The 13,934-nt window shown below is 68.8% G+C and carries 1 protein-coding gene; it reads left to right on the top strand.

The features are described from left to right. Positions 1–163 precede the first annotated feature (163 nt). Positions 164–13,801, top strand: coding sequence for a filamentous hemagglutinin family protein (locus ACZ92H_RS21495; protein ID WP_465050866.1), 13,638 nt, complete (start codon positions 164–166; stop codon positions 13,799–13,801). The last annotated feature ends 133 nt before the right edge of the window (positions 13,802–13,934 follow it).

The following is a 13,934-nucleotide window of genomic DNA, read 5'->3' as shown; positions in this document are numbered from 1 at the left end:
TGCCGCCAATTATGACATTTTCATGACCTTTTGCAGTCCCGGCCCTCGTTCCCTGTCAATGCTGCTGGAAGCCGCGAATCAGTGCCTGCCGCCCGCCCCCGTGCGTGCCGCGCGCCGCCTCGCGATATCGGTCAGCAACGGAACATGAAAAGGGAATGTCGCCATGCAGCGAAGCAAGTCGGTCACGAAACACGCATCCTCCTCCGCCATGGCGGGCAACCGGACCGGTCGCCCGGTGCGCCTGAAACCGCTGGCGCTGGCCATCGCCATGCTGCTGCAGGCGGGCGGTACGCAGGCGCAGCAGCCGTTCAGCGGCGCCTGGTTCGCGGGCAAGGGCGCGCAGCAGGGCACGGCTGCCGCCACGGGACGCTTGCCGAATGGCCAGCCCGCCACATCGCTGAACAATCCCTTGCTGCAGCAGCAAAAGGCCGAAGGCAAGCTGCAGCAATCGCTGAACAACCTGCTGCTGGCCGCGCGCGGCATCGCCGCCGAGCAAGCGGTACAGGCGGCCGCGCGCCAGGCGGCGCTGGCCGCCGGCGGCGCACCGGACGGCCTGGTCAAGGGCGGTTTGCAGGTCGACAGCAACAGCCTGACGGCGGGCTGGCTCAACGCCCAGGCGCCCGTGCAGACCCAGGCCGACGGCAAGACTGTCGTGCAGGTCGTGCAGACGGATGACAAGGCGATCCTGAACTGGGAAAGCTTTAATATCGGCAAGAACACCACCTTGCAGTTCGACCAGAAATCGAACTGGGCCGTGTTGAACCGCGTGAATGATCCGTTGGCGCGCCCCAGCCAGATTCAGGGACAGATCAAGGCCGACGGCACGGTGATGATCGTCAACCGCAACGGCATCGTGTTTACGGGCAGCAGCCAGGTCGATACGCGCAATCTGGCCGCCGCCGCCATGGGCATGAGCGACAGCCAGTTCAAGAGCGGCCTGTACGGCAAGGCGCAAGGCACGGGCGCCGTGCCGACCTTCGCCAATGACTTGCTGCTGGGTCAGAACACCTACACGCATGGCGCGGCCGAGGCGGACGTCGTCGTCGCCGCCGGCGCGCGCATCGACACGCGCAAGCCGCAGACGGTGACCGAGGGCGGCGGCTACGTGCTGCTGGCCGGCCGCAGCGTCGAGAATGCGGGCGCCATCACCACGCCGAACGGCCAGACGACGCTGGCGGCCGGCGATGCCATCATCGTGCGCCAGGGCATGGGCACGGACAAGAACCAATATTCGAGCACGCGCGGCAATGAAGTCGGGATGCTGCGCGTGGCCGGCAGCAGCGCCGGCAGCGTCGTCAACAGCGGCCTGATCCAGGCGGCAACGGGCGACATCACGCTCAGCGGCAATAGCGTGCGCCAGGATGGCGTGCTGTTGTCGAGCACGACCGTCAATGGCCGCGGCACGATCCACCTGACGGCGGCGGACGAGAACGCCGGCGTCACCCTGGCGCGCGGCAGCGTCAGCGCCATCCTCATCGATGACAATGGCGCCACGGCGCTGGACGTGCAGCGCGATACCTTGCTGAAAGACACGGGCAAGGGCACGGACACGCCGCAGGACCGGCGCGACCAGTCGCTGGTGCGCATCGTGTCCGCTGGCAATATCGAGTTCGAGGGCGATTCGCTGACCCTGGCCACGGGCGGCCAGGTGCTGGCCGATGCGGCCCGCCGCAGCCACGTGGCGCGCGGCGCCGCCATCGACGTCTCCGGCGCCGTCGGCGTGAAGGTCGACATGAGCAGCAACAATGTGCTGATCAATGTGCAGGGCAACGAGCAGCGCGACGCGCCGGGCAGCCGCGACGCCAAATACCTGAACAACAGCGATGTGTGGGTCGACCGCCGCGACCTGGTGCTGGTGCCGGCCGGCACCAACGGCTATGCCACGGACCGCTGGTACACGGCGGGCGGCTTGCTGGAAGTGAGCGGCTACCTCAATACCAGCGGCCATGGCGTCGGCGAGTGGGCGGCCCAGGGCGGCACCGTCGGCTTTGGCGGCGGCGAAGTGGTGACGCAGGCCGGTTCGCGCATCAACATCGCCGGCGGTTCGCTGGACGTACAGACGGGCATGGTCAAGCAGACGTGGCTGAAGGGCGCCGATGGCGCGATGTACAAGCTCAGCACGGCCCCTGGCGACAATCTGTACACGGGCCTGTACCGTGGCTATGAAAGCACGCATGCGCGCTGGGGCGCGAACACGACGGAAACTTTTGCCAATGCCTTGATCGGTCCCCGCGAGCGCCTGGAAAACGGCTACACGGTGGGCCGCGATGCGGGCCGCCTGATCGTTTCCACGGGCGCGGCCGTGCTGGAAGGCGACATCGACACCTCCGTGTTCCAGGGCGAACGCCAGCAGCGCAAGCGCGACGACGGCGTGGACAGCTACAAGCAGGCCCAGACGTCGGCGGCGCGCGCCGGTCAATTGATCGTCGGCAAAATGACGCCCGTCTTCGATCCGAAGTCGGGCCAGTTGCGCGACAGCCCGCAAGCCGTGCTGGAAAAGGTCGAGATCGGCAAGGTGGCAGCCATCGCCGATGGCCAGCTGCTCACTGCGGCCTTGCCGGCCACGCGCAGCAACACCTTGCAGCTCGATGCGGACTGGCTCAATGGCCTGGAATTGGGCGCACTGAACATCTACGCCTACGACAAGCTCGACGTCAATGCCGACGTGCGCGTGGCCGATGGCGGCGACATCGCCCTGCACGCCACCGATGTGGCGATCAAGGCGAACGTGAGTGCGCGCAGCGGCAGCATTGCCGCCGGCAACATGATTTCGCGCTACCTTGCCACCGGGGGCGCCGTGTGGGCGGACTTGCCCGTGTCGCCGGAAGGGCGTCCCGCGGGCCCGGCCGGCGTGCGCGTGGCACCCGGCGTGCGTCTCGACGCGCGCGGCCTGTGGAGCAACCTGGAACTGGACCCGGGCGCCAGCGCCGGGTTGCCGTATTTCAATGGCGGCAAGGTCAGCCTGAGGAGCTCCGGCGGCATCGAGCTGGCCGGCGGCAGCGTCATCGACGTCTCGTCCGGCGCCGCGCTGATGAGCAATGGCAGCCTGCAGGGCGGCCGCGGCGGCGACATCACCCTGGCCGTCGATTTGCCGCGCGAAAAAGCGCCGACGGGTGCCTTGCTCAAGCTCGACGGCGAGCTGCGCGGCCATGGCGTGAAGGGCGGCGGCCGCCTGACGATCGATAGCGGCACGGCCGTCAGCATCGGCGGCAAGCTGCTCGACGGCGACGTGTTGCCTGCGGGAAGCAGCGCCCCCGTCGGCTTGCGCCTTGCCGATGAATTCCTGATTGCCAAGGGCGAGAAGATCCCCTTCGATTTCGCCCTTAGCACCAGCCTGATCAAGCCGGGCCAGACCCTGAGCCAAGCCGTGACGGTGGATGTATCGGCGCAGAAACCGCTGGTCCTGGGGGCCAGCATGGTGGTGCCGCAGGGCGCGCAGGTGGTCGTCAACGGTGCGATCTATCTGGGCAGCGGCGCCATCGTTCCCGCCGGTAGCGTATTGACCTCGATTAACGGCTTGAATGCGGGCTTCGTGGTTTCGGCGGCGGCCTTTCCGAACGGCTTGCCCATCCAGCCGATGACGACGCAGTATGCGGCTGGCAGCATCGCTGCCGAAGCGCTGGCCGCGCCCCGTGGCCAGCTGCTGCCGACCGGTGTCGCGCTGGGGCGCGACGTTGCCGTGCAGCCCATGCTGGCGCTGGACGCCAGCCTGTTCCAGAGCGGCTTTGCCGACTACGCCGTCACGGGCCGCGACGGCGTCGTGGTGGCCAAGAATGCGCAGATCGATGTGCGCATGCCCGTGCTGCGCTTTAATCCCGCCACCGGCCACACGGTGGCTGGCGGCACGGAAGCAGGCGCCGCGCTGGAAGTGTGGACGCCGCCGCTGTACCAGGAAGATGCGCGCAAGGGCCGCCTGACGCAGCGCGCCGGCGCCGACCTGACGCTGACGGCCGGCAGCCCGTACGTGAAGGGCGGCCTGGCGGTGGCCGAGGGCGCCGTCGTGACGGTCGATCCGGGCCGCCAGATCAGCTTGACTGGCAACGGCCAGGTCAGCATCGATGGCCGCCTCGAGGCCTGGGGCGGCAAGATCGCCGTGCTGCCGGGCACGTTTGGCACGGGCAGCGATGCGGATGTACCGAACGGCAAAGGACAGGCCACGTCGATCTGGATCGGCGAACACGCCGTGCTCGACGTTGCGGGCCGCGCCACCGTCGCCACCGACATGCGCGGCGGCCGCTATGGCCGTGCCGACAAGGGGGGCAGCATCGAAATCGGCGCCCGCTACAAGGCCGACGCCGCCAGCGTCGATGCGGCCGATGCCTTTGTCGTCGTGCGCCCGGGCGCACTGCTCGACGCCAGCGGCGCGGCAGCCACGCTGGACTTGCCGAACCAGGGCGCCGTCAACGTGGCCGGCGGCGGCGGCTTGATTTCGCTCAGTTCGTACAACGGCATCTTTGCCGATGGCACCATGCGCGCGGCGGCCGGTGGCGCGGGGGCGGCCGGCGGCACCCTGGCGCTGGCGCTGGACACGCCCAACTACGGCCAGGTGGACCGCCAGACGCTGGAAGGCGCCGGCGTCGACAATGCGGTGCGGGTGCCGCGTGAATTCGTGCTGGCGCAAGTGCAGGGCGACAGCGCGCTGCCGGCCGATTTGCGCGCCGGCCAGAAGGATGAGGCCTTGCGTTACGGCAGTGCACGCCTGGGCGCCGACCGCGTGCAGGCCGGCGGCTTCGATAACCTGGCCATGCACGTGAACGGCATGCTCAGCGTCGATGGCGACGTCAACCTGGCGCTGGGCCAGAGCCTGCGCCTGAGCGCCACGTCGCTGGGCCTGGCGCAGCCGCCGCAGCAGCCGGATATGGATGGCCAGGAAAAGCTGCCTGGCCTTGCCAGCCAGGTGCACCTGGCGGCGCCGTATGTGCGACTGGGAACGGCAGCGCGCGCGCAGAAGGACAATTTCATCGTGCCCAATGCCGTGAAAGGGTCGAAAAACTCGGGCAAGGGGCGCGGCATGCTGGGCGTGCCGCTGGTGGCCGACGGCTCCCTGCTGCAGATCGATGCGGGCATGCTCGATCTCGCGGGCGAGGTCAACATGGGCACGCGGGGCGAGATCGTGCAAAGCAGCGGCAAGCCGCTGGCCGTGGAACGCGATGCCTTCGAACAGCTGACCCTCAACAGCCGTGGCGACTTGCGCATGTCGAACAACGCGGCCTTGTACCAGCCAGGCAATGCCACCCTGGTGGCCGCGCAAATCTACCCGGCCACGGGCGACAGCGGCATGGTCACCGTGGGCCAGAGCAGCCGGGTCGACGAATACGGCATCGTGCGCGTCACGCTCGATCCCTTGCGCACGCTCAATATCGAGCGCAGCCCCGGCAGCGCCACGCCGGATCAGCCGTTTTCCGTCTTTGGCAGCCTGAGCCTGGTGGCGCCCACGATCAACCAGCGCGGCGTGCTGCGCGCGCCGCTGGGGCAGATCACCCTGGGCGCCGAAGGCTATGAAGCCTATACGGACCGTGTGAACCTGTTGCCGGGCAGCGTGACCTCCGTCAGCGCGAAAGGCTTGACGATGCCGTACGGCGGCACGCTCGATGGCCTCAGCTACCTGTATGACGGCAACGACGTCGTGTTCAAGGGCGTGGGCAACGGCCCCGAGATCGCCTTGACGGGCGCCGCCGTCGACGTGCAGGCCGGCGCCGTGCTCGACCTGTCGGGCGGCGGCACCTTGACGGGCGCGGGCTTCCTGGCCGGACGGGGCGGCTCCACCGATGCGCGCCTCAATCCGCTGGTACAGATGAAGCCGAATGGCGGCTTCACCTTGCCCGACCTGAATACCAACCCCGTGTACGCCATCATTCCCGGCGTCCAGCCGGACGTGGCGCCTTTGATGGCCGAGCAGGGCGCGGGCAGGCCCGCCGTGGGACGCCAGATCACCATCGGCGCGGGCGTGCCCGGCCTGGCGGCCGGCACCTACACCTTGCTGCCATCGAATTTCGCGCTGTTGCCCGGTGCCTTCCGCGTGGAATTGAATGGCCTGGCCGGCGCCGTCGAGACAGGCGGCACGGTCGCCATGCGCAATGGCTCGTATGCCACGGCGGCGCAGACGGGCGTGGCGGGCACGGCGTTCCGCGACGTGGTGGCGCAGCAAGCCATCCTGACGCCGGCCGATGTGCTGCGCAGCTATTCGCAATACAATGAAACGGGCTATGCCGCCTTCGCCGTGGCGCAGGCCACGCGCGACGGCGTGCCGCGCGCCATGCTCGAACGCGACGCCAAGGCCGTGCGGCTGCAGCTGATCGCCCCGTCCCTGCACAGCGTCGAGAATAACCAGACGCCATTGATGATGGATGGCAGCGCCCTGTACACGCCGGCCGAGGGCGGCTTTGGCGGTTCCCTGCTGCTGGGGACGGGGACGCATGCGTCGACCCGCTACGAAGTGCTGGCCGACGGCACGGCGCCGCTGGCGGACTTCGATGGCGTGTCCGTGCACGCCTCGCAAATCAATGCCTTTGGCGCCCAGCGCGTGGGCATCGGCGGCTTGCCGCGCGTCACCTACAGCGATTTCGCCACGGGCAGCAACCAGCGCGCCAACATCGCCGCCATCAATGAATCGGCGGGCGGCATCGTGCTGCGCGACGGCGCCGTGCTGAAGGCGGCCGAAGTGTTCCTGGTGACGTCGAAAAAAGACGACGGCATCATCCTCGAGCAGGGTTCCGGCATCAATACGCTGGGCCGCGGCAAGGCGGCCTGGGACTCGCGCGACGGCTATGTGTACCAGCCGATGGGCAGCGTGCTGGCTGTCTCGAACGGCTGGCTGGACATGCTGCCGGCCGCAGCGCCGCCGTCCGAATCGTATGGCCCCGGCATCATCGATATCGGCGCCTGCAGGAAGGCGGGCGGCGCCTGCGGCGGCAGCACCGCGCTGTACTCCGAGGGCACCATCGCGGCCGTGACGGAGCGCGCGTTTACCCTGCGCGACAACGTACGCTACGGCACGCGCAACCTGCAGCTGGCGATGGGCGCGATCAATATCGGCAGCGAAGCTGCGCTGGCGGACGCCAGCGCCCGCGGTGCCTTGCCCGATGGCCTGGCGCTGAACCAGGGCGTGCTCGACCGCCTGCTGCGCGGCGATACCAGCACGGGCGCGCCGGCATTGGAAAGCCTGGGTTTGACGGCGCGCAATTCCTTCAATTTCTATGACTCGACGCAGCTGTCGACCATCGATGCGGCCACGGGCAAGTCGTCGCTGTCGCGCCTGGTGCTCAATACGCCCGCCATCTATGGCTATGGCGGCGCGGACGCGCTGGCGCGCATCCACACGGACACCCTGGTGTGGCAAGGCGCGACGAACGCGCCCGGCGCCGTGGTTGCCGATGGCCCCGGCACCGGCAGCGGCCGCCTGCAGGTCGATGCCAAGCGCATCGAGTTCGGCTTTACGCCGGACAGCCGTCCCGACACCATCCATAAGCTGGACCGTTTGATACTGGGTTTCGGCCAGGTGGCGCTTAATGCCAGCGAGCAAGTCACCGCCAACAACAAGGGCAGCCTGTCGGTCTACCAGTCGCAGGGCGCGTGGGATACGGCCATCAATGGCTACCGCTACAGCGGTGGCGACGTCGTGATCAACACGCCCCTGCTGACGGGCGCGGCCGGTTCCGTCAGCCGCATCACGGCGGGCGGCAACCTGACGGTGAGCGCGCCGGCAGGTGCGGCCGCCGCCACGCCGACGAATGCGGCGCTGGCCGGCGCCCTGGGCGCCGAAGTGGCGCTGAGCGGCAACAATGTCAGCGTGGATACGTCGGTGGTCTTGCCAAGCGGAAAATTAACCCTGTCCGCCGAGCGCGATGTGCTGCTGGGCGACAAGGCCAAGCTGGACCTGGCGGGACGCAAGATCGATTTCTACGACACCAGCAAGTACAGCTGGGGCGGCGACGTGATCCTCGACAGCCGCGAGGGCGATGTGCGCCAGGCAGCGGCCTCGGTGATCGACCTGTCGGCCGTGAACAACCGCGCCGGCAAGCTGAGCGTAATCGCCACGGGCGACGCGGCCGGCACGGCCGACTTGCGCGGCACGCTGCTGGGAGGCGCCAGCGGCAGCTATGACGCGGGCGGCACCCAGGTAGCCTACGCGGCCGGCGGCGCGGACATCCGCGCCCAGCGGATCGGCGACTTCGCCGGCCTGAACCAGCGCCTGAACACGGGCAAGGTGTTCGGCAGCCGCAGCTTCCAGCTCAAGCAGGGCGACCTGCTCATCGGCGACGAGGTCAAGGCGCGCGAAGTGAGCGTGTCCGTCGATGGCGGCGCGCTGACGGTGAACGGCCGCATCGACGCCAGCGGCGAACAGGTGGGCAGCATCCGCCTGGCCGGCCGCGACGGCGTCACCATCCAGTCCGGCGCCGTGCTCGACGCGCATGGCACGGTGCTGCGCACGGACAGCTACGGCCAGGTGATCGAGGCGCCGAACCGCGCCGTGATCGAACTGGCGTCGCCCGGCGGACGCCTGACCCTGGAAAACGGCGCGCGGCTCGACCTGCGCAGCGGAGACAAGGGCGGCAACTACGGCAGCATCGACCTGAACGCGCGCCGCCTGGGCGGCGCCACGGGCGACGATATCGACATCGATGCGGCCGGCGCGCTGAACATCGCGGGCGCGCGCACCATCAACGTCAACGCCTTCTGGCAATACAAGGATGCCCCGGCGGGTACCGACAAGGATGCGGACGGCCGCACCTACCAGAGCATCACCCAGGCTTACCTGGACGGGAAGCACGCGGACAGCCAGGATTTCATGCGGCACGCGCTGGCGAACGGCAACTTGATGAACAGCAAACTGCGCGGCTTGCGCGGCGATGCGAACGCCTTCCACCTGCGCCCCGGCGTCGAAATCGTCAGCGCCACGCCGGGCGGCGACCTGCATATCGATGGCGATATCGACCTGTCCGGCCAGCGCTACGACGGCGTCAATCCGCTGGCGCGCCTGAGCGGCGTGTACGGCTCGGGCGAGGCGGGCGCGCTGGTCGTGCGCGCCGGTGGCAAGCTCAGCGTCTTTGGCAGTATCACGGATGGTTTCGATACCCGCACCTTGCCCGTCACCTCGGACGACCAGGGCTGGCAACTGGTGAAGGGCCGTTTGCCGTGGGGCGGCGATGTCGTCGTGCCGCAAGGGGGCCTGGTGACCCTGGCCGAAGACACGTATTTCAAATCGGGCACGAGCCTCAATTTCGCCGTGCCGATGAAGCCGATGCAGTTGCGCGGCGGCACCTTGCTGGCGGCGCGCGCCACCTTGACGGCGGAGTTGAACTTGCCGGCCGGTAGCGTGCTGGGCGGTGCCGTGCGCAACGCCGACGGCAGCGTGCTGTACGCGGCCGGCACGGTCTTGCAGAAGGCGCTGACCTTATCGAGCGGCATGCAGCTCGATCCCGGCCTGCGCCTGCCTGGCGCGGCCAAGGTGGCGGCCATGGTGTGGCCCGCGAATGTGGCCTTGCCCTTCCCGGAAGGCAAGCCGTGGGACCTGGGCGATGCATGGAATCCCGTCAACGGCGTGGTGCTGGCCACCGCGCTGGCGCTGGACAAGGGCAGCGTGCTGCCCGCCGGCACCATGGTCAAGCTGCCTGATGACGCGGCCATGGTGGCGCTGCGCCCGGTGGACGGTACGGGCAGCCAGGGCCGCAACCTGGCGCTGGCGCCCATGCTGGCCCAGGGTTCGCAAGCGTGGTCGCTGCGCCTGGTGGGCGGCGCCGATACGGCCGCGGCCGACACGCGCGCGCTGCGGCCGCATGCGAAGGACGCCCATCTGATGCTGGCCGATACGCATTACGGCATGGGGGAAAGGACGTCGACCAAGCCGGGCACGGGCTTGCCGGGCAAATATATCTACAGCCCAGAAGCCATCGAGATGGGATTTCCGGAAGGCGAGGTCAACGTCGATGACTGGGGCGGCGAGCAATTTATGCTGGAATACTATGCCAATCTGGTGGTCAAGATTGCCGACGGCACGCCACCCGAGACGGTGACCTCCGTGGAGCCGGCGCGCCAGCCCCTGTTCAGCGTGCTGCGCACGGGCACGGGCGACCTCGACCTGCTGGCCGCCGGCGATTTCGACATGCGTTCGCTGTACGGCGTCTACACGGCGGGCACGCAGTCGGCTTCGCCGCTGGTCGATGGCAAGGATCTGTTCAACCTGCCCCGCGGCGTCAATGCCAAGGGCCAGTTGCTCGGCGCCCTGGACAACCAGCTGACGCGCTTCGTCGATGGCGGCAGCGAGAGCCTGTACCGCGCCTGGTATCCGGAGCACGGCGGCAACCTGCTGCTGCGCGCCCAGGGCGACGTCAAGGGCGACACCGTGGGCACCGCCACGCAGCGCCGCGAGGACGCCATCGGCACCCTGAGCCGTCAGCAGGATACCAGCGACATCGGCACCTGGCTGTGGCGCCAGGGCAGCGGCAGCACGGGCGCGGGCGTGCCGACGGCATGGTGGATCAATTTCGGCACCTATGTCGCGCGTCCCGACGGCAGCGAGCTGTATGCCGGCCAGCCGGCCGTATCGGGCTTTACGGGCATCGGCACTCTGGGGGGCGGCAATGTGCTGCTGCAGGCGGGCGGCGATGCCGGCATGCTGACCTCGCGCACCGATCCGGGCGGCGAGTACGCGCCGCGCAGCCAGGGCCTGAACGTGGCCGTGGGCAGCACGGGCAGGGTGACGCCGGACGGCAAGCTGCTGCTGACGGGCGGCGGCGACCTCGACATCCGCATCGGCGGCGGGCTCAACCCTGTTGCCGAGGTGCGCAGTTTCGACCGCAACAGCGATGCCTCGAATGCCGACGTGCGCTACGAGCGCCAGTCTCCCACGCTCAACAGCACTTTCACGAACCTGCGCGGCGCGCTGCGCATGGAGGCGGGCGCGGTGGGCGGCGTCGAGCTGCGTTTCGACCGCGCCGATCCGAAGGAATCGCGGCCGTATGAAACCTATACGGCGGGCACGGCGATTGCCAGCGGCGGACCGATCCTGGTGCCGGGCGACAGCGGCGTGCGCATCGATGCGCGCGGCGACCTGGTGCTGGGCGGCACGGCCGATGCGGGCCGCGTGAAGCAGCTGGGCAATGGTTCGCCGTTCAACTACCAGGGCGTCGAGCGCGCCGGCGAGGGCTGGAGCTGGTTCTCGCTGTGGACGCCGGCCACCGCCATCGACCTGTTCAGCGCCGGCGGCAACCTGACGCCGACGTCCGCCTGGATCCAGTCGGCGACGGGCGACAACCATGCGCCCTCGGACGGACGTTTCGTCATGCCGTCCGTGCTGCGCGCCGTGGCTGCCAGCGGCAGCTTGTACTACGGCAATGCCAGCCTGGGCAGGTTGGGCGAGGGCGGCAAGGTCGACATGCCGCAAAACGGCGTGATCCTGGCGCCGTCGCCGGTGGCGCCGCAATTCGTCAAGACGGGCACGGGCCAGCTGGAAATGCTGGCCGCCGATTCCATCCATGCGGCCGGCTATCCGATCACGCCATCGGGCGCCGATCCGCGCCTCTTGCCGAACCCGTTCAATCCGGGCTTCGTCGGGGCGCTGGACAAGGTCTGGTTCGGCCTGCTGCCCCTGCATAACGTCAGCACGAATGCGCTGGCGCCTTCGCCGCTGAAGTCGTTTGCGGGGAATGCCAATGGCGCCGGCGTGGAGGCACAGACCTATCCGTTGTTCAGCATGACGGCGCCGACGGTGTCGGACTATGTGCCCGTGGGCCAGCTGCCTGCGCATTTCTATGCCAACAGCGGCGACATCGTCGGCCTGCGCACGGGCGGCATCGTGTACCGGGCCACGCTGAGGGGAGACGTGGGTCCGCTGGGCGTGTGGTACGAGGGCGGCGGCGCCGTGGCCGTGCGCGCCGGGCGCGACATCGTCAATTCGGGCACGCCGCTCGGCAGCGTCGAAGACGTGCCGGACGGCGCGGCCGGATGGACCAGCCAGGGCTTTGTCGGCCGGCCGGACTATCCGGACAAGCCGGTCGTCACCGGCAGCTCGTCGGCGCGCGGCAATCTGTTCGTGCACCGCCATGCCGATGACATCTCCGTCGTCAGCGCCGGGCGCGATATCCGCTACAGCACCTTCTATGTGGCGGGTCCCGGCCAGCTGAGCGTGAGCGCCGGGCGCGACCTGTACATGGCCGACAAGGCGGAATTGCGCAGTCTCGGTTCCATCGTCGGCACCGGTCCCGGCGAGCGCGGCAATGGCGCCGGCATCAGCGTGGCCGCCGGCGTGGGCCGCAATGGCCCCGACTACGCGGCCTTCGCGGCGCGTTACCTGGACCCGGCCAAGCTGGCCGACCCGGGCCGCCCGCTTGCCGACCAGGCCGGCAGCGCCGTGTACGTCTACGGCGGCAAGCTGACCCTGGCAGACTGGCTGCGCGGCCAGTTCGGCTACGGCGGCGACGAGGCGGGCGCTTCCGCCTTCCTCGGCACGAAACAGGCGGAACTGGAAAAGGCCGGCGCGCAAACGGGCGGCGTGCGGCGCGACCTGGCGCGCGAATACGCGCTGGTCAGCCAGTTGCACCTGGTGAACTGGCTGACGACGCGCTTTGGCGGCGACAGCGGCCTGGGCATCCGCTACGACCCGGCCACCGATGCGCGCAGCTTCTTTGCCGCCTTGCCGAAGGAACAGCAGCAGGTGTACCTGAGCAATGTCTACTTTGCCGAACTGAAGGCGGCTGGGCGCGAATACAACGATCCGGACGGCATGCGCCGCGGCAGCTACCTGCGCGGCCGCGAAGCCATCGCCACCCTGTTCCCCTCCCAGGACAAGGCGGGCAAGAAGATCGAGTACAAGGGCGACCTGACGATGTTCAGCAGCGCGCTGTACACGGTCAACGACTACGCAGGCATCTATACCAAGCGGCCGGTCGCGGGCGTGCGCTACCTGAGTCCGCAGGAGTGGGCCGAGGCGGGCCGTCCGACCGTCAACGTGCCGCACGTGATCGTCAACGATGCCGGCATCCACACGGATTTCGGCGGCGATATCGGCATCATGGTGCCGGGCGGCCGCGCGCTGATCGGCGTCGATGGCGGCTATGCGCCGGGCGAAGGCTCGGGCGTGCTGACGCAGGGGGCGGGCGAGATCCAGATGTATGCGAAGGACAGCATCCTGCTGGGCCAGAGCCGCATCTTCACCACCTTCGGCGGCAACATCCTGGCCTGGTCGGCCACGGGCGACATCAATGCGGGCCGCGGCACCAAGTCCACCGTCGTCTACACGCCGCAGCGCCGCACCTACGACAGCATCGGCCTGGTCAGCCTGTCGCCGAGCACGCCAAGCACGGGCGCCGGCATCGCCACCCTGAACCCGATCCCGGAGGTGCCGCCCGGCGACATCGACCTGATCGCCCCGCTGGGCAGCATCGACGCGGGCGAGGCGGGCATCCGCGTCTCGGGCAACGTCAACCTGGCGGCCTTGCAGGTGGTGAACGCGGAAAACATCCAGGTGCAGGGCAAGTCCACGGGCATGCCCGTGATCGCCTCGGTGAACGTGGGGGCGCTCAGCAATGCCAGCGCGGCCGCTGCGCAGGCCGTGACGGCGGCGCAGGATGTGCTGCAGCGCGAACGGGCCGCCACGCGCCAGGCGCAGCCGTCGCTGTTCACCGTGAAGGTGCTGGGCTTTGGCAATGAGTCGGCCGATGACGGTGGCGCCGGCAAGGGACGTGATCCGCAGGCATCGCTGTACCAGCCCGCTGGCGTGGTGCAGGTGCTGGGAGCGGGGCCATTGACGGCGCCGCAGCTGCAGGCGCTCACGCCCAACGAGCGGCGCGGTTTGCAGCCTTGAGCGGAGTTTTATGAACATTTGATGACATTCGGCAGTCGCCGCGCGCGGCGACTGTCTAGGCATCAGTAGATCAGCATTGGCAACAAAAAAACGCCGGCCCAGCGCCGCAACACAGGGCAACCGTTTGATTTTA

The sequence above is a fragment of the Janthinobacterium foliorum genome, from assembly GCF_978021625.1.
Note: the sequence above shows the minus strand (reverse complement) of the source record. Positions and strands in the feature narration are given on the sequence as shown.

Coding starts and splice junctions, on each gene's coding strand:
- ACZ92H_RS21495 (WP_465050866.1), top strand. CDS start 164: ATGCAGCGAAGCAAGTCGGTCACGAAACACGCATCCTCCTCCGCCATG.